Annotated in this window: 15 protein-coding genes; 9 read left to right on the top strand and 6 right to left on the bottom strand. The window is 71.6% G+C overall.

Annotated features, from left to right (window positions below; all coding sequences use genetic code 11):
• Positions 1-27 precede the first annotated feature (27 nt).
• The gene (locus tag KVT45_RS14835) at positions 28-525 is read left to right on the top strand and encodes a carboxymuconolactone decarboxylase family protein (protein WP_217547615.1); all 498 of its coding nucleotides are present in this window, start codon (positions 28-30) and stop codon (positions 523-525) included.
• Between the two features lie 171 nt (positions 526-696).
• Positions 697-1,437 (top strand): GntR family transcriptional regulator, encoded by a 741-nt coding sequence (locus KVT45_RS14830; RefSeq protein ID WP_217547613.1) that lies wholly within the window; start codon positions 697-699, stop codon positions 1,435-1,437.
• Positions 1,438-1,477: 40 nt separating this feature from the next.
• On the opposite strand, the gene KVT45_RS14825 is transcribed toward KVT45_RS14830, so the two are convergent.
• Complete coding sequence (locus tag KVT45_RS14825; protein ID WP_217547612.1) at positions 1,478-2,266, bottom strand: SDR family NAD(P)-dependent oxidoreductase; 789 nt, start codon at positions 2,264-2,266, stop codon at positions 1,478-1,480.
• Between the two features lie 333 nt (positions 2,267-2,599).
• On the opposite strand from KVT45_RS14825, the gene KVT45_RS14820 reads away from it, so the two are divergent.
• Both KVT45_RS14820 and KVT45_RS14815 read left to right on the top strand, forming a co-directional pair.
• Positions 2,600-3,649: an SUMF1/EgtB/PvdO family nonheme iron enzyme gene (locus KVT45_RS14820; RefSeq protein WP_217547610.1), complete on the top strand. Its 1,050-nt coding sequence runs from the start codon at positions 2,600-2,602 to the stop codon at positions 3,647-3,649.
• A 40-nt stretch (positions 3,650-3,689) separates the two neighbouring features.
• Complete coding sequence (locus KVT45_RS14815; RefSeq protein ID WP_217547609.1) at positions 3,690-4,829, top strand: VCBS repeat-containing protein; 1,140 nt, start codon at positions 3,690-3,692, stop codon at positions 4,827-4,829.
• A 74-nt stretch (positions 4,830-4,903) separates the two neighbouring features.
• Here the strand turns inward: KVT45_RS14815 and KVT45_RS14810 are convergent, their stop codons facing one another.
• Complete coding sequence (locus KVT45_RS14810; RefSeq protein WP_217547607.1) at positions 4,904-6,532, bottom strand: multicopper oxidase family protein; 1,629 nt, start codon at positions 6,530-6,532, stop codon at positions 4,904-4,906.
• Between the two features lie 223 nt (positions 6,533-6,755).
• Positions 6,756-7,418 (bottom strand): N-acetylmuramoyl-L-alanine amidase, encoded by a 663-nt coding sequence (locus KVT45_RS14805; protein WP_217547605.1) that lies wholly within the window; start codon positions 7,416-7,418, stop codon positions 6,756-6,758.
• Positions 7,419-7,478: 60 nt separating this feature from the next.
• Between KVT45_RS14805 and mnmA the strand changes: the two genes are divergently transcribed.
• A complete protein-coding gene (gene mnmA / locus KVT45_RS14800; RefSeq protein WP_217547604.1) occupies positions 7,479-8,615 on the top strand; it encodes a tRNA 2-thiouridine(34) synthase MnmA in 1,137 nt (378 codons plus the stop codon).
• Here mnmA and KVT45_RS14795 read toward each other — a convergent pair.
• On the bottom strand, positions 8,591-8,917 hold the full coding sequence (locus KVT45_RS14795; protein WP_217547602.1) for a DUF427 domain-containing protein: 327 nt from the start codon (positions 8,915-8,917) through the stop codon (positions 8,591-8,593). The genes mnmA and KVT45_RS14795 overlap by 25 nt on opposite strands.
• A 156-nt stretch (positions 8,918-9,073) precedes the next feature.
• Here KVT45_RS14795 and KVT45_RS14790 point away from each other — a divergent pair, with 156 nt between their 5' ends.
• On the top strand, positions 9,074-9,613 hold the full coding sequence (locus KVT45_RS14790; RefSeq protein ID WP_217547600.1) for a TIGR00730 family Rossman fold protein: 540 nt from the start codon (positions 9,074-9,076) through the stop codon (positions 9,611-9,613).
• A gap of 7 nt (positions 9,614-9,620) precedes the next feature.
• Complete coding sequence (locus tag KVT45_RS14785; RefSeq protein ID WP_217547599.1) at positions 9,621-10,328, top strand: SDR family oxidoreductase; 708 nt, start codon at positions 9,621-9,623, stop codon at positions 10,326-10,328.
• Positions 10,329-10,462: 134 nt separating this feature from the next.
• Here KVT45_RS14785 and KVT45_RS14780 read toward each other — a convergent pair whose 3' ends face one another.
• Both KVT45_RS14780 and KVT45_RS14775 read right to left on the bottom strand, forming a co-directional pair.
• Positions 10,463-11,686, bottom strand: coding sequence for a cytochrome P450 (locus KVT45_RS14780; RefSeq protein WP_217547598.1), 1,224 nt, complete (start codon positions 11,684-11,686; stop codon positions 10,463-10,465).
• A 157-nt stretch (positions 11,687-11,843) separates the two neighbouring features.
• Positions 11,844-13,007 carry a cytochrome P450 gene (locus KVT45_RS14775; protein WP_217547597.1) on the bottom strand — a complete coding sequence of 388 codons (1,164 nt, stop codon included), beginning with the start codon at positions 13,005-13,007 and terminating at the stop codon, positions 11,844-11,846.
• Positions 13,008-13,277: 270 nt separating this feature from the next.
• On the opposite strand from KVT45_RS14775, the gene KVT45_RS14770 reads away from it, so the two are divergent.
• Both KVT45_RS14770 and ligA read left to right on the top strand, forming a co-directional pair.
• On the top strand, positions 13,278-14,270 hold the full coding sequence (locus KVT45_RS14770; protein WP_217547781.1) for a methionine synthase: 993 nt from the start codon (positions 13,278-13,280) through the stop codon (positions 14,268-14,270).
• A gap of 13 nt (positions 14,271-14,283) precedes the next feature.
• Positions 14,284-16,479: an NAD-dependent DNA ligase LigA gene (ligA, locus tag KVT45_RS14765; protein ID WP_217547596.1), complete on the top strand. Its 2,196-nt coding sequence runs from the start codon at positions 14,284-14,286 to the stop codon at positions 16,477-16,479.
• Positions 16,480-16,690: the final 211 nt, after the last annotated feature.

The following is a 16,690-nucleotide window of genomic DNA, read 5'->3' as shown; positions in this document are numbered from 1 at the left end:
TGCGACCGCACGGACGGAAGGAACCCCATGGCACGACTCCCCGGCACCGAAGGCGGCGGCGAGATCGCCGACCGGGTCCGCGCCCGGCGCGGCGGCAGTCTGCATCCGCTCGACCGGATGCTGCTGCACAGCCCGCCGGTGGCCGACGGCTGGAACAGTCTGCTCGGTGCCGTACGGGAGCGGATGTCGCTCCCGGCCGACCTTCGCGAACTGGTCATCCTGCGGATCGCGGTCCTGAACCGGGCGCCGTACGAATGGGCGGCGCACGAGCCGGAGGCGCGGCGGGCCGGGGCGGACGACGGGCAGCTGGCCGAACTGCGCAAGGAGAAGCCGGAGTTCGAGGGACGCGTCGCGCGGGTCATCGCCTACACCGACGCGATGACCCGGGACGTCCAGGTCCCGGACCCGGTGTTCGACGCCCTGCGCGCCGACTTCGACGAGACCGGACTCGCCGAACTGACGGCGACCGTGGCGGTGTACAACATGGTGTCCCGGTTCCTGGTCGCCCTGGACATCCAGCCCTAGACGTCTGCGGCCCTGGCCGGCTGTCGCCCTAGAAGGCTGCCCGCCCTGGCCGGCTGTCGACAGACGGCCGGTGGTCGGTGTTCTAGGCGGTTCCGGAGTGCGATAGTGTCGACACCGATGGGTCCGCTGTGAACCCGGCACCGGGCCGGACGCGGGCCGGGAGGCCGCCGGATGACCGATCAGGACACGCATGTCGTGCTGGCCCGCCTGCTGCGGCTGCGGGACCGGCGGGAGCCGCTGGTCGCGCAGATCGCCGAGTGGGTGGGCGCCGGGATCATCGAGGGCCGGCTCGCGGCGGGCCAGGACCTCAACAGCGTCGACCTGTCACGGCGGTTCGACACCAGCCGGACCCCCGTGCGCGAGGCCCTGATGCTCCTTGAGCAGGAGGGCCTGGTCGAGATGAAGGCGCGCCGCCGGCCCCGGGTCGCCGCGCCCTCCCTCCAGGACATCCGGGACATCTACCAGGTCCGGCGCCAGCTGCTGGCGATGCTCGCCGCCCTGCTGGTGGAGCGGGCCACCGACGAGGAGATCGGCGAGCTGCGCGGCCGGGTCGAGAAGATGCGCGGACTGGCCGACGAGGGCGACGTGGACGCGTACTTCTGGAGCCATGTGCAGCTCCAGGAGCGGATGACCGAGATCGTCGGCAACGCCACCCTCAAGCAGATCCTCGACTCCCTGGCGCTGCGCACCCTCATGCTCCGCCACCTCAGCCTGACCCGCCCCGGCCGGCTCGCCTACAGCGTCGACGACCAGGAACGGCTGATGCAGGCCTGCGAGGAACGCGACGGCGAGCTGGCCTCCGCACTGATCGCGGGGGCGACGGTCCGGGCGCTGCGCTCGGTCGAGGAGCAGATCCAGGAGCAGGAGGCCGGCCGCAAGCCGTCACGCCGGCGGCGCACCCCGTCGACGTGACGGCCCGGAGGCTCTCGCTTCGCCGGCGCCCGGGGGTCCTTCACTTCGCCAGCACGCCGCCGTCCACCGGGAAGTTCCCGCCGGTGACCCACGCGGACTCGTCGGACGCCAGATAGACCGCGCACCAGGCGATGTCCTCGGGCGTGCCGACCCGGCCCAGCGGGATACGGGCGAGGAGGGCCGCACGGGCGGCTCCCTCGTGCGCGCCGGCCGACTCGGTGGCCGGGGTGCGCACCATGCCGGGCGAGATGATGTTGGCGCGGATCCCGGACGGTCCGCCCTCCACGGCCAGCTGGCGGGTCAGGCCGAGCACCGCCGACTTGCCCGCGCAGTGCGCGACCATGCCGAAGGTGCCACTGCCCCGGAAGGCGTTCACCGAGGCGAAGTTGACGATCGAGCCGCCGCCGGAGGCCACCAGGTGCGGCCAGGCCGCCCGCACCGGCAGGAACACCACGTCGACCTCGCCGCGCAGGGTCGGCGTCCACTGCGCGTCGAAGTCCATCTCCGCCGCGCTCGCCATGTGCGGGGCGATCGCGCCCGCCGTCACCAGGGCGTCGATCCGGCCGTGCCGCTCGAACACGGTGTCCGCACAGCGCTGCGCGTCCGCCGCGACCGTCATGTCCAGCGGGGCCATGACGTCGAGCTTCACCCCGCGTTCGGCGGCCAGCCGCCGGGTGCGTTCGGCCGCGGCCGCGTCGATGTCGCAGCCGACCACGGTCGCGCCCTGCTCGGCGAAGAGCAGCGCGCAGCCCTGGCCGATCCCCGCGCCCGCGCCGGTCACGAGGGCGACCTTGCCCAAGAGGCGTTGTCCGAGCCGGGGATCGGTCATGGCGTTCTCCTCGTCGCGCGGAAGTTCCGTCAGAGTTCCTTCATCAACTGTCTAGTGTCGACAGTAAGGCTCGGTCAAGGGGTCTTGTGGCATTCACAGCCCTAGGTGTCGACACTGTGCCTCTCTTCGGGCAGACTGCGGGCTCAACGGGACGGACCGCGCTTCCGGCGCGGAACCCGTGTGCACGCGTCCAGAGAAGTCACAGGCCGACATTGGCCGGAGCAAAGGCGTGCACCTTACGTTCCGTTGAAGGGCCGGTCACGCGGCGCGCTGTCCCCCTGAAATGCCGCGTGGTCGGCCGCCCCAGCCATCGAGTCGACGGAGGGCCGCCCCATGACCGTCGTACCACCGCACCAACAGCTCTTCGGCAGAAGGAAGTTGCTGGGCCTCGCAGGCGCCTCGGCCGTCGCGCCGCTGCTCGGGGTGCCGCTCCTCGGCACGGCTCCGGCCGCCGCGGCCGACTTGGTCACCGTCGCCGGGCAGACCCTGGTACCGGCTCCCGCGGACCCGGACTTCGTGTTCACGGCCGACCTGTCCAACACCACCGGCGCCGGCGAGGCCTCGCCGATCGACTCGGCCTACTGGCTGGGGGCCTACCAGGTCACCAACGCCCAGTACGCGGCCTTCCTCGACGCGGACGCGGGTGCCGGCCACACCGTCCCGTCGTACTGGGACGACGGCACGGTCCCCACCGGCAAGGAGCAACATCCGGTCCTGGGGGTCGCGTTGGCGGACGCCGAGGCCTTCTGCGACTGGCTCACCGGGCAGGCCGACGGCTGGACCTTCCGGCTGCCGGCCGAGGCCGAGTGGGAGAGCGCGGCCCGCGGCCCCGACTCCTACGCCTACCCGTGGGGAGACGCGGCCGGGACGGCCTACGCGGACTCCGTGCTCACCAGCAGGTACAACTACAACGCGGTGTGCGCCGCGTACTACCTTGCGAACTACGGCTCCACCGAGGCCACTTACGACAACCCGGAGTCCACCCGGTACGGCGAGAGCGAGCCGGTCTCCGAGATCCTCACCGTCACCGCGACCGGTGGGGTGACCGGCTGGATCGACCACGACACCTGGACCGGGTTCGTCTACACGGACCTCTTCGACGCGCTGATGGCGACCGGCGGACTCACCTCGGCCGTGGGCGCGTACCCGGACGGCGCCGGCGTGTACGGCACCTACGACATGGCCGGCAACTGCTTCGAGTGGACCTCCAGCGTCGTCACCGCCACCAACGGCCAGGAGGCCGGTCTGGACGTCAACGCCGTGCGCGGCGGCTCCTGGTACGCGACAGGGCGCAGCTGCACGACTCACTACCGCGGCGAGGGCCGGGACGGCAGCGGCGGCTACCCCACGGTCGGCTTCCGGGTCGCCGCCGACCAGGACTGAGCCGGTCGATGAAATCCCTTGAGCTGAAAGGAGGCAGGTCATGACCCGGCGAATGTCCCTGCGGATCGTCCTGGCCGGCGGGCTGGTCCTCGCCGGCGCGCTGCCCGCGACCCTCACGACCCCCGCCGTGGCCGCCGGCGCCCCCTGCGTCCCGTCGTACGCCCTGACCGGCTCCGCCACCGCCGCCGCCAACACCCGGCATGTCGTCACCGCCGACCTGGACGGCGACGGCGCGGTGGACGTGGTCGCCACCAACCTCGAAGGCGACTCGGTGACCGTGCTGCCCGGCGAGGGGGACGGGACGTTCGCCGCGGGCGGCACCTACGCGGTCGGGACGCACCCGTACCAGACCGTGGTCGCCGACTTCGACGGCGACGGCCATCCGGACCTGGCGTCCGCCGACTTCGGCGGCGCCCAGGTGAGCGTGGAGCTGAACACCGGCGACGGCACCTTCGGTACGGCCGCGGCGATCGACGTGTCCGGGTCGCCGCGGGCGCTGGCGACGGGGGATCTCGACGGGGACGGGCGGGCCGACCTGGTGGTCGCCGAGCAGCAGACCAGCACGGTGCGGGTGCTGCTCGGCAACGGGGACGGCACCTTCACGGACACCGGCCAGACCGCCACCGGAAGCCAGCCGCACGGCATCGTCGTCGGCGACTTCGACGGCGACGGCGCTGCCGACGTGGCCACGGCGAGCGTGGGCGCCGACGGGGTGAGCGTGCTCCTCGGTGACGGCACCGGAGCCCTGGGTGCCGCCACCGAGTACGCCGCCACCGCCCGCCTCTACTCCCTCGCCGAGGGGGACTTCGACGGTGACGGCAGCCTCGACCTGGCCACGGTGAGCAACGGCGCCGACACCCTGGACGTACTGCCCGGAAACGGTGACGGCACCTTCGGTACGGCCACCACCTACGGCACGCCCGCGCTGCCGGTCGCCGTGGGCGCCGCCGACCTGGACGGGGACGACACCACGGACCTGCTGGTCTCCTCCCTCCAGGGCGACTCGGTCACGCCGTACACGGGCACCGCCTCGGGTGCCCTCACCCGGCTGACCGACGTGCCCGCCACCGGCGCCTACGACGCGACGGCGGCCGACCTGGACGGCGACGGCGTCCGCGACCTCGTGGTGGCGGACAGCACGGGCGGCCGGGTCGATGTGTTCCGGGGGGCCTGCCAGTGACCGGAACCTCACGAACGGCTGCCGCCGGCACTTCCACTGCCGGCGGCAGCCTGCCCAGGAGGCCCGAGCGGCGGCTAGCTGTCCGTGACCATGAGGGCCGCCATCATGCCCTCGTCCTCGTGTTGCAGCAGATGGCAGTGGAGCATGTACATGTAGGTGTCGTCGGTGAAGTCCGTGAACTCCATGGCGATCACGATGGAACCGCCGCCGACCACCTCGTAGGTGTCGTACCAGCCGAGTTGGACGCCGGTCGGATCCGCGCCGTTGATGGAGATCAGCTGATACGGCACGTCGTGCAGGTGGAACGAGTGCTCCAGCTGGGTGCTGTTCTTGATCGTCCAGATCTCCTTGGACCCCAGCGTGGTGCTGATCATGGTCATGGAGTCCATGCTGGTCCCGGCCTTGCCGTCGATCAGCATGGTGCCGCCGGTGTTGCCGAGGGTGATCGTGCGGGCGGTGAAGTCGCTGGTGTCGTACCGGTCGATGGTCCGCAGCGAGCTGGGCAGGTCGTCCGGGGTGTCGGTGCCGCTCGCGGTGACCGCCAGGAAGTCGTACGTGCCGCTGCCGCCGCGGACCCAGCCGGTGGTGATGACCGCCTGGAGGGTGACGTCGTCCGACATATCCATGACCATCTCGGCGCGGGCGCCGGCCACCAGGCGGATCGTGGTCACGTCCGCCGCCTCGGCCAGGTAGCCCTGGTCGCTGGCGATCTGGGTCATCGTGCCGCCGTCGCTGCGCTGGATGACGATGATGTCCGACGGCGAGGCGTTGAGCAGCCGGAACCGGGTCCGGGTCTTGGTCGCGGTGAAGGTGAGCGTGGTGTCGTCGACGTTGGTGCCGTTGACCAGCAGCGGGAAGGCCGTGGCCGCCAGATAGCCGGTGATGTCGTACTTGATGTCGCCGGCGGCGTTCACGGCCAGGGACTGGAAGATCAGCGGGATGTCGTCGGTGCCGTAGGTGGTGGGCAGGTCCGCGCTGGTGGTGTTGTCGCTGTCCTCGACGATGATCATGCCGGCCAGGCCGTGCACCGCCTGCTTCGCCGTGGTGCCCAGTGCGTGCGGGTGGTACCAGAGCGTCATCGGCTCGTCCTTGACCGTGAACGTCGGCGACCAGGTCTCCCCGTCGGCGAAGGCGACCTGGGGGCCGCCGTCCATCTTGGGCGGGACGTGCGCGCCGTGGAAGTGGACCGTGGTGTCCTCGCCCAGGCTGTTGGTGATGTTGAGCAGGACCACATCGCCCTTGGTCCACTTCATGGTGGGGCCGAGGAACGACTGGTTGTAGCCGGCGGTGGTGCTGGTGACGCCGCTGAGCACCTCGGCGGTGCCGGTCTTCGCCTCCAGCGTGAAGGTGGTGGTGCTGTCGGAGGTGGTGCCCTCCAGGAGGTCCGGGATGTTCAGGGTGGCGGTGTTGGTGGCCGCGCCGGCCTTGTTGCCCTTCGCGTCGGTCAGCAGGGCGAAGGTGGAGCCGGCCGCGGCGACGGCGCCCAGACCGACCCCGGCCATGCCGCCGAGGAACTTCCGCCGGTGAACGCCCTTGCCGCGCTTGGCCGTTCCCTCCTTGGAGTGCTCGGCGTCCGTGGTGCGCTCCGCCTTGGAGTGCTCCGCCTTGGAATCCTTCGCGCCCTTGGCACGACGGCGCCTGCCGCCGGTGACCTGCTCTTCTTCGTTGTTCGCCTCGAAGGCGGGATCTGTGGTGTGGGTCATGGCCCCGGATGTTTGTCCTGGGGTCTGTGTGAAATCTGAGGCGAATTTAGGAGCGAACCGGTGGAACTGTGAAGCGGCCATGGATGCTGGTAATGCTTAACTCCCTTGAAAAAGCGTCGAGTTGAGCAGACGCAGCTGGGGCCACGGGTGCGGGACGCAACGGACACAGACGGCGCGCAGCGCGACCACAGGATAACGATTAAGTCACAGGTGGAACCGGGTGTCAGGCCTGTCCGACGCGCCGAACAAGCCCCATGTAGCGACCCCAGTCCCAGTGCTTTCCCGGGTCGGTGTGATCCGTCCCCGGCACCTCCACATGACCGATCACATGCTCGCGGTCCATCGCCATGCCGTACCGCCGGCATATCGCGGCCGTCAGCCGCGCCGAGGCCGCGTACATCGCGTCCGTGAAGTCCTCCGGACGGTCCACGAACCCCTCGTGCTCGATCCCGACACTCCGCTCGTTGTACGACCGGTTCCCCGCGTGGAACGCCACGTCCAGCTCGCGGACCAGCTGGGTGATCCGCCCGTCCTTGCGCACGATGTAGTGCGCCGCCGCCTCGTGCGCCGGGTCCTGGAAGACCTTCACCGCGCTCGCGTAACCGCCCTGGGTGACATGGATGACCACCCGGTCGATCGGATAGTCGGCCGGCCGGTCCGCCGTCCGGTAGTTCGCGGGCGATGCGGCCACCCAGCGCGCACCCTTGAAGTCCACCGCGCCCGCCACCCGCGCCTTGCGCACCCCCGGCAGCCGCCAGTACAGCCGCGTCAGCTCGTCCCTGCTCAGTGCCACCGTGCCCACGGCCGCCGCCGCCCCGCCGATCAGCAGCGCCCGCCGCCCGATCCGCCGGTCCCGGTCCCCCGCCACTGCCTGTTGTGCCCCCATGCGAGCTCCAACGGATACTCGCGGGCCCCGGTTCCCGCGCCCCCGTACCCTGGAGGGGCTATGACTGACACCCCGCAGCGCACCCGCCCCCTCCGCGTCCTCGCCGCCATGTCGGGCGGCGTGGACTCCGCCGTCGCCGCCGCCCGCGCGGCCGAGGCCGGTCACGACGTCACCGGCGTCCATCTCGCGCTCTCCGCGAACCCGCAATCCTTCCGCACGGGCGCCCGGGGCTGTTGCACAATCGAGGACTCCCGCGACGCCCGCCGCGCCGCCGACGTCATCGGCATCCCGTTCTACGTCTGGGACCTCGCCGACCGCTTCCGCGAGGACGTCGTCGAGGACTTCGTCGCCGAGTACGAGGCGGGCCGCACCCCCAACCCGTGCCTGCGCTGCAACGAGAAGATCAAGTTCGCGGCCCTGCTCGACAAGGCCCTCGCCCTGGGCTTCGACGCCGTCTGCACCGGCCACTACGCGAAGATCGTGACGCTCCCCGACGGCTCCCGCGAGCTGCACCGCGCCTCCGACATGGCGAAGGACCAGTCGTACGTCCTCGGCGTCCTGGACGACAAGCAGCTCGCCCACGCCCTCTTCCCGCTCGGCGACACCCTCACCACCAAGGACGAGATCCGCGCCGAGGCCGAGCGCCGGGGCCTCGCGGTCGCCAAGAAGCCCGACTCGCACGACATCTGCTTCATCGCCGACGGCGACACCCAGGGCTTCCTCGCCCAGCGGCTCGGCAAGGCCGAGGGCGACATCGTCGACGAGACGGGCGCGAAGCTCGGCACCCACGAGGGTGCGTACGGCTTCACCATCGGCCAGCGCAAGGGCCTGCGCATCGGCACGCCCGCCGCCGACGGCAAGCCGCGCTACGTCCTCGACATCTCGCCGGTGAACAACACGGTGACGGTCGGCCCGGCCGCCGCCCTCGACGTGACCGGACTGACCGCGATCAAGCCCCGCTGGTGCGGCGCCGCCCCCACCGGCCCGGGCGTCTACACCGCCCAGCTCCGCGCCCACGGCGGCGAGACCGAGGTGAGCGCGGCACTGACCGACGGCGAACTGCACGTCACGTTCACCGAGCCGGTCCGCGGCGTCGCCCCCGGCCAGGCGATCGTCCTGTACGACGACACCCGCGTCGTCGGCTCGGCGACCATCGCGTCGACGGTCCGGCGTCAGCCGGCGACGTCGACCTCGTAGAAGCAGAGGTGGTCCTTGATCTGGGCGACGTCGGGCTTGGGCTCGGGGTACGCCCAGACCAGGTCCGGCGCGTCCGGCAGGGACCAGTAGGAGGCGGTCCCCTTGAAGGGGCAGACGGTGTGCGTCTCGGAGGGCGTCAGAAGGTCGAGCCGCACGTCTTCGGCGGGGATGTAGTAGCGCACGGGAGAGCCGGTCTCACGCAGGACGAGAGGCCGATCGCTCTCGGCGAGGACCAGGTCCCCGTGCGTGACGCGGACGTGCTGCTGGGACTGCTCGATGGTGATCGTGTGTCCAGAGGCCATGTAAGGGTGACGCCGACGGACGCCCACTTGTTCCCGACGCCGGCTGCAGCGCCCCTTCAGGGGCGCGGGGCTGTGTTGATTGGCGGCTCCGCCGCGTGGGCGCGACCAGCCACAACGCACCCGCAGCCGCCAATGGTCAACGCCTACCCTTTCCCCATGCGAATCTGTGTCTTCCTCTCCGCGGCAGATCTCGACGACCGCTACACCCGCCCCGCCCGCGACTTCGCGAAACTCATCGGCAAGGGCGGCCACACCCTGGTCTGGGGCGGCTCCAACGTCGGCCTCATGAAGGTGGTCGCGGACGGCGTCCAGGAAGCCGGCGGCAAGCTGATCGGCGTCTCCGTCGGCTTCCTCGCCAACAAGGCCCGCCCCGGCGCCGACGAGATGGTCATCGCGGCCGACCTCGCGGAGCGCAAGCGGCTCCTCCTGGAGAAGGCCGACGCCGTGGTGATCATGGTCGGCGGCACCGGCACGCTCGACGAGGCCACCGAGATCCTGGAGCTGAAGAAGCACGGCCGCACCGACAAGCCCGTCGTCCTGCTCAACACCGCCGGCTTCTACGACGGCCTGAAGGAACAGTTCCACCGTATGGAGGCGGAGGGCTTCCTGCCCCGCCCTCTGGCGGAGCTGATGTTCTTCGCCGAGGAACCGGCACAGGCCCTGGCCCACCTGGAGCAGGGTCTCGGCGCCCGCTGATGCGAGCATGGGCCCCATGGCAACTCATGTGATCACCGGTGCCGGTTCCGGCATCGGCGCCGCCGTGGCCCGCCGCCTGCACGCGCGCGGGGACGAACTCGTGCTGCACGCGCGCGACGCGGGCCGCGCGAAGGAACTGGCCGCCGAGTTCCCCGGCGCCCGCACCCTGGTCGGCGACCTGGCGGACCCGGACAAGCTCTCCTGGGCCTTCTCCCACCAGACCCTCCCGGACCGGGTCGACTCGCTGCTGCACATCGCGGGCGTCGTCGACCTGGGCGAGGTCGGCGAGCTGACCCCGAAGTCCTGGCGCCACCAGCTCAACGTCAACCTGGTCGCCCCGGCCGAGCTCACCCGCCACTTCCTGCCCCAGCTCCGCGCCGCCCGCGGCCACGTGCTGTTCGTGAACTCCGGCGCGGGACTCAACGCGCACGCGGGCTGGTCGGCGTACGCGGCCTCCAAGCACGGTCTGAAGGCCCTGGCCGACTCGCTCCGCGCCGAGGAGCACGGCAACGGTGTCCGGGTCACCTCGGTCTACCCGGGCCGCACGGCGAGCCCGATGCAGGCGAAGGTCCACCAGCAGGAGGGCAAGGAGTACGACCCGGCGCGGTGGATCGACCCGGAGTCCGTGGCGACCGCCGTCCTGACCGCCCTGGACCTGCCGCAGGACGCGGAGATCAACGACCTCACCGTGCGCCCCGGCCCGTTTCCCGGCTGAGCGCTCCGCTGGAAGTGCCGTGATACGCCGTTTGTCGACTGCGGCGCCGTCGTGGCTGGTCGCGCACACGCGGCGGTAGCCGCAAATCGAATACAGCCTCGCGCCCCTTCCGGGGCGCTGCCGACCGACCCCGCTCACCGCAGCACCAGCCGCCCATGGAAGTTCTCCGGCACCGGCGCGAACCGCAGGGCCATGGTGACCGCCTCCGGATCCGCCACGGTCAGCCGGTAGCGGGTGCACAGCAGGTGGCACAGGGCCATCAGCTGGACGACGGCGATGTTCGCGCCGATGCACTTCTTCGGCGCCCAGCCGAACGGCACGTAACAGGTCCGGTCGGCCGGGCCGTGCGGCGCGCCCGGCAGGAAACGGTCCGGGTCGAAGACGTCGGGTTGTTTCCAGACCCGCTCGTCGCGGTGGATCAGGTGCGGGCTCAGCAGGTACCACTGCCCCGGCTCCAGCCGGGTCTTCCCCAGGTCGAACGCGAACGTGGAGCGGCGCACCAGCAGCAGCGGCGGGCTCCACATCCGCAGCACCTCCTTCACGAACCGGTGGGTGACCGGGGCCGCCCTGGTGGGCGCCGTACGGAACTCCACCGGGTCCACGGCGCGCAGCTCGGCTTCGAGCCGGCGCTGCCACTCCGGGTGCCGGACGAACTCGTACAACACGCTCGCGGCGGCGGTCCCGGGCGGGCCCCCGATGGCGGTGAGGACGGTGGTCACCACGTCCAGCGCCCGGTCCATGCCGAGCTCCGGCAGCAGGTCCACGAAGGGGTCGGCGAGGTCCGGCTCGCGCCCGCGCCGGCCACGGGCGCGCTGCCGCAGGACCCGGCGCACCACCAGCCCGGCCCGCACCTGGACGGCGACGTGCCGCAGATGGTGCAGGACGCCGCCCGGCACGGGCGACACCAGCCGCGCCAGCTTCATCTCCAGGTCCCGGCGGACCAGATCCGCCTCGGCGCCGGTGAGCCCGCCGAGCGCGACGGGCAGCAGCGACCGCAGCGCCACGTCCTGCATCAGCATGGTCAGGTCGGTGTCCTGCCCGGTCCGCGCGTCCAGCACCCGCTCCATGCGCTCGATCAGCAGGCCGTGCTGCTCCGCCGTCGCGAGGGCGTGCAGCTGGGTCATCCAGGCGGAGCGGATCCGGCTCCACCGCATCTCGGGGCTGCGCCGCCGGCGCACCATGTCGACCAGCCGGTCGTGCATGACGTACCGCTGCCAGTTGGTGGCGCTGACCCGGCGGGCCGCCTCCGGCTCGAAGACCCCGAGCCGCTCGTCGTCGACCCAGAAGACGCCCTCCTCCTGAGCGCTGCGCAGCCGCATGGAACTCAGGAAGTCCTCGGGGTGCTGCGGGGTGGTCATCGTGAGCGTTCCCCTCGTGGGAGCGCGGGGAGCCGACCGGCTGTCGCCTCCCCGCGCGGGCCGGTCAGATGTGGTGGTACAGGTACCAGAACTGCCCGTACGAGCGTCGGACGTTGAGGACCGACTTCGTCTTGAGGTACAGCGCGCGCATGCTGGTTCACCTCCTCTCGGGACAGCCGTCGGGACGGCTCAGCGTCGCGGTGAACCGCGGCGGAGCCAGCGCCGGACCCACCTGGGGCCCGCCGCCGTCAGGGGTGACCGACACACGCCAGTCACGGGTGAGGAGGCCCACGAGGTCCTCCAGGAGCCGTACGGTGACGGTCGCGCCGGCACAGGTGTGCGCACCGAGACCGAACGGCAGGTAGGCCCCGTCGGGCGCGCCCTCGGCCCAGCGCTCCGGGACGAACTCGTCGGGCCGCTCCCAGTACCCGGGGTGCCGGTGCACCAGGTAGCTGCACACCATCAGCCGGTCCCGGGGCGTGACCGGCGTCCCGCCCAGCTCCTGCGCACGGCTCGGGGTGCGGGCGAACAGCCACGCCACCGGCCACAGCCGCAGCGCCTCGCGGACGGTCCGGCCCGGGTCGGCGGCGGCTCGCTCCGGGTGTGTGCCAAGCAGCAGCACCGACCAGCCGAGTGCGAACCCGATCGAGCCGGCCGTGGCGAACAGGAACGACAGGTAGACCTCGACGAGTTCACGCGGATCCGCGGCCGGGCCGCCCCCGACGACGACGTCGACGAGGTCGCGCGGCCCCGCCGGGTGGTCCAGCGGCCGTGCCGCGCGCTGCCGGGCCCGTATCTCCGTGTGCAGGGCGTGCAGCGCACGGCGCCGGAACAGCAGCCGGGACGGCGCGGAGTGGCGCTGCCGGGCACCCGCCAGCACCGCGCGGGCGACGATCGCCTCCACCGTGCGGTGCAGGTGGGGCGGGGCGTCCGGGTGCAGCAGTACATCGCGCAGATGCCGCAGGACGAGCAGGTTCCCGGCGTCCGGCCACTCGCTGCGCGGTGCCAGCCGCTCGGCGACCAGCCGGGGCAAGTCGTCCTGCCGGGCCAGCAGATGGCTCTGTATCAGGTTGCGGGCCGCCCGGCCGATGGTGATCTGGGCGGCGCGCGGCCCGAAGACGCCGTGCCGGTGGTGGTAGAAGTCCGAGGTCTCCGCGACGACGCCGTGTCGGTTGCCCATCACCGCGCGGGCCGCCTCGGGATCGGCCACGCACACCGCGCCGCCCAGCGCCGAGCGCCACACGTCGGACCCGACCTTGAACTCCGCCTTCAGCAGGGCCAGTTCGTCGCCGGGCGCGGGACGTTGCGGCGACGACGTCATGGGTGTCCTCCCTGAGCGGTGGCGGGGGCGGTCTGCGGTGCGGGGCGGGCGCCCCGGCCGACGGATCCAGCCTGCGGATCCAGCCTGCGGAGCGGGCCGCGCCCTGTCGCCCGTTGTGCCGTTGAGCGGAACGAATGGTGCGAGCGGAACGAGTGGGGTGAGTGGGGCGATAACGTCGCGCGGTCCGCCGGGCCGTGCCGGCGAGGCACTCCGGGCGGTGCGGCCGCACATCGCACCGCCCGCCCCGCTTAGGCTCCTCACGTGAACGCAATCTCCGACTTCGGCCCCGCCACCGGCATCGGCTCGCTCCCCGGCACCGACGCCCGCGAGGCAGCCAAGGCCGCGACCGGCAGCTTCGAGGACTTCCCCTTCCTGCCCGAGCTGCCCGCCCGCGGCCCCGGCGCCGACATGATCGGCCGCACCGCGGGCCTGCTCGTCGAGCTGTACGCGCGCGTGGAGCCCAGCGGCTGGCGGCTCGGCGACCGGCCGGGCCGGGACACCCGGCGGGCCCGGGCCTGGCTGGGCGAGGACCTGGACGCGCTGGAGGAGTTCACCCAGGAGTACGAGGGTCCGCTGAAGGTGCAGGCGGTCGGCCCCTGGACCCTCGCCGCGGCCCTGGAGCTGCGCAACGGCGAGTCGGTCCTCTCCGACCCCGGCGCCTGCCGTGACCTGGCCGCCTCCCTCACCGAGGGCCTGCGCGTCCACCTGGCCGAGGTCCGGCGGCGCATCCCCGGCGCCCGCCCGGTGCTCCAAGTCGACGAGCCGTCCCTCACCGCCGTACTGCGCGGCCAGGTGAAGACCGCCTCCGGCTACCGCACCCACCGTGCCGTCGACCGCCAGGTCGTCGAATCCACCCTGCGCGACGTGTTCGGCGTCCACGCCGACGGCCCGGTCGTCGTCCACTCCTGCGCCCCCGACGTCCCCTTCGCCCTGCTCCGCCGAGCCGGAGCGGCCGCCGTCTCCTTCGACTTCTCGCTCCTCACCGAACGTGACGACGACGTGATCGGCGAGGCGGTGGAAGGGGGGACCCGGCTCTTCGTCGGTGTCGTGCCGGGCACGGACACGGCATTGTCAGACCCTGCCGGTAGCGTCATGGGTGTCAGGACGCTGTGGCGCAGGCTGGGGCTGCGACCGGGGCTTCTCGCGGAGTCCGTCACGGTCACCCCGGCGTGTGGGCTGGCGGGCGCTTCCCCCGCGTACGCCCGGCAGGCGCTCGCCCACTGCGTCCGGGCGGCGAGATCACTCGCGGACAACCCAGAGTAACGGGAGGAACACGGTGGCCGGCGACAAGCAGCAGGCGGAGACGGCAGTGCCCGCCGAGGCACGGGAGAAGCACGCGCGGCTCGCTGAGCAGATCGAGGAGCACCGCTTCCGGTACTACGCGAAGGACGCTCCCGTCATCAGCGACGCGGAGTTCGACCAGCTCCTCAAGACGCTGGAGGCGCTGGAGGAGCAGTACCCGGAGCTGCGCACCCCGGACTCGCCGACCCAGAAGGTCGCGGGGGCGTACGAGACGGAGTTCACGTCGGTCGAGCACCGCGAGCGGATGCTGTCGCTGGACAACACGTTCAACGACGAGGACCTCGCCGCCTGGGCCGAGCGTATCCACAAGGAACTGGGCGACCAGGAGTACCACTTCCTGTGCGAGCTGAAGGTCGACGGACTCGCCGTCAACCTCACCTACGAGCACGGCCGCCTCACCCGCGCGGCGACCCGCGGCGACGGCCGCACCGGTGACGACATCACGCTCAACGTCCGTACGATCGCCGAGATCCCGGACCGGCTGCACGGCGAGCGCGTCCCGGACCTTGTCGAGATCCGCGGCGAGGTCTACTTCCCGATGGAGAAGTTCGCCGAGCTCAACGAACGCCTGGTCGCGGCCGGCGACAAGCCGTTCGCCAACCCGCGCAACGCGGCGGCCGGTTCACTGCGCCAGAAGGACCCACGGGTCACCGCCGGCCGCCCGCTGCACATGGTCGTGCACGGCATCGGCGCCCTGGAGGGCTTCGAGGGCCTCGGCCGGCTCTCCGAGGCCTACGACCTGCTCAAGACCTGGGGTCTGCCCACCTCCCCGCACAACAGGGTGGTCGACGACCTCGACGGCGTACGGGAGTTCATCGCCTACTACGGCGAGAACCGGCACTCCGTGGCGCACGAGATCGACGGTGTCGTCGTGAAGCTGGACGAGATCCGCCTCCAGGGGCGGCTCGGCTCGACGGCCCGTGCCCCGCGGTGGGCGATCGCGTACAAGTACGCGCCGGAAGAGGTCAACACCAGGCTGATCGACATCAAGGTGGGCGTCGGCCGCACCGGCCGGGTCACGCCGTACGCCCAGGTCGAGCCGGTCACCGTGGCGGGCAGTGAGGTGGAGTTCGCCACCCTGCACAACCAGGAGGTCGTCAAGGCCAAGGGTGTGCTGATCGGCGACATGGTGGTGCTGCGGAAGGCCGGTGACGTCATCCCGGAGATCCTCGGCCCGGTCGTCGACCTGCGGGACGGCACCGAGCGGGAGTTCGTGATGCCGGCCGAGTGTCCCGAGTGCGGGACGCCGCTGCGGGCCATGAAGGAGGGCGACATCGATCTGCGTTGCCCCAACGCCCGCACCTGCCCCGCCCAGTTGAGAGAGCGCGTCTCCTACCTCGCGGGCCGCGAGTGCCTGGACATCGAGCACTTCGGCGGGGTCGCGGCGGCCGCGCTCACCCGGCCGCTGGAGCCCGCCGCCCCGCCGCTGGTCGACGAGGGCGACCTGTTCGACCTCACCGTCGAGAAGCTGCTGCCCATCAAGGCGTACGTCCTGGACCCGGACAGCGGGCTGCCCAAGCGCGACCCCAAGACCGGCGAGGAGAAGGTCGTCACGGTCTTCGCCAACCAGAAGGGCGAGCCCAAGAAGAACACCCTCGCGCTGCTGCAGAAGATCGAGGAGGCGAAGACCCGCCCGCTCGCCCGCTTCCTCAACGGCCTGTCCATCCGGCACGTCGGACCGGTCGCCGCCCAGGCGCTGGCCCGCGAGTTCCGTTCCATCGACCGCATCGAGCAGGCCACCGAGGAGGAGCTGTCGGGCATCGACGGCGTCGGCGGCATCATCGCGACCGCGCTCAAGGAGTGGTTCGCCGAGGAGTGGCACCGCGAGATCATCCGAAAGTGGAAGGCCGCTGGAGTCCCGCTGGAGGACGAGTCCACCGGAGAGGACGAGGGGCCGCGCCCGCTGGAGGGCCTCACCGTCGTCGTGACCGGAACCCTGGAGCACTACACGCGCGACGGCGCCAAGGACGCACTGCAGACCCGTGGCGCCAAGGTGACCGGGTCGGTGTCGAAGAAGACGGCGTTCGTGGTCGTGGGTGACAACCCCGGGTCGAAGTACGACAAGGCGATGCAGCTGAAGGTTCCGGTTCTGAACGAGGATGGATTTGTCGTCCTTTTGGAGCAGGGACCGGACGCAGCGGCCGAAGTCGCCCTTCCGACCGGCGAGTAGTGGTTGAAGGCCACCCGTTCGGCGCATATCAGATGCATACGGGTGGCCGGTGCGCAATCGGGCAACCGTCCTCGACCGCTGCCCGTGGAAGCCTTCTGCGGCCTACTGTTGAGACGTGCGCCTGCCGTGCCCAGCTGCGGTCGGGGCATTCCCGTGCTCCGGCAGGGCACGGACCGCACGGCGTGGGCACCGCCGGCTGTGAGAGGGACGG

Origin of the sequence: Streptomyces sp. GbtcB6 (assembly GCF_019091475.1) — a bacterium.
GTDB lineage: Bacteria > Actinomycetota > Actinomycetes > Streptomycetales > Streptomycetaceae > Streptomyces > Streptomyces hyaluromycini.
The sequence above is the reverse complement of the archived record's forward strand: the minus strand, read 5'-3'. Positions and strand labels throughout refer to the sequence as shown.

What these genes read in the sequence shown, in the direction of transcription:
- KVT45_RS14820 (WP_217547610.1), top strand. Translation starts at nt 2,600, where the DNA reads ATGACCGTCGTACCACCGCACCAACAGCTCTTCGGCAGAAGGAAGTTG.
- KVT45_RS14815 (WP_217547609.1), top strand. Translation starts at nt 3,690, where the DNA reads ATGACCCGGCGAATGTCCCTGCGGATCGTCCTGGCCGGCGGGCTGGTC.
- KVT45_RS14785 (WP_217547599.1), top strand. Translation starts at nt 9,621, where the DNA reads ATGGGCCCCATGGCAACTCATGTGATCACCGGTGCCGGTTCCGGCATC.
- KVT45_RS14795 (WP_217547602.1), bottom strand. Translation starts at nt 8,917, where the DNA reads ATGGCCTCTGGACACACGATCACCATCGAGCAGTCCCAGCAGCACGTC.
- KVT45_RS14830 (WP_217547613.1), top strand. Translation starts at nt 697, where the DNA reads ATGACCGATCAGGACACGCATGTCGTGCTGGCCCGCCTGCTGCGGCTG.
- KVT45_RS14810 (WP_217547607.1), bottom strand. Translation starts at nt 6,532, where the DNA reads ATGACCCACACCACAGATCCCGCCTTCGAGGCGAACAACGAAGAAGAG.
- mnmA (WP_217547604.1), top strand. Translation starts at nt 7,479, where the DNA reads ATGACTGACACCCCGCAGCGCACCCGCCCCCTCCGCGTCCTCGCCGCC.
- KVT45_RS14805 (WP_217547605.1), bottom strand. Translation starts at nt 7,418, where the DNA reads ATGGGGGCACAACAGGCAGTGGCGGGGGACCGGGACCGGCGGATCGGG.
- KVT45_RS14825 (WP_217547612.1), bottom strand. Translation starts at nt 2,266, where the DNA reads ATGACCGATCCCCGGCTCGGACAACGCCTCTTGGGCAAGGTCGCCCTC.
- KVT45_RS14835 (WP_217547615.1), top strand. Translation starts at nt 28, where the DNA reads ATGGCACGACTCCCCGGCACCGAAGGCGGCGGCGAGATCGCCGACCGG.
- KVT45_RS14790 (WP_217547600.1), top strand. Translation starts at nt 9,074, where the DNA reads ATGCGAATCTGTGTCTTCCTCTCCGCGGCAGATCTCGACGACCGCTAC.
- KVT45_RS14775 (WP_217547597.1), bottom strand. Translation starts at nt 13,007, where the DNA reads ATGACGTCGTCGCCGCAACGTCCCGCGCCCGGCGACGAACTGGCCCTG.
- KVT45_RS14780 (WP_217547598.1), bottom strand. Translation starts at nt 11,686, where the DNA reads ATGACCACCCCGCAGCACCCCGAGGACTTCCTGAGTTCCATGCGGCTG.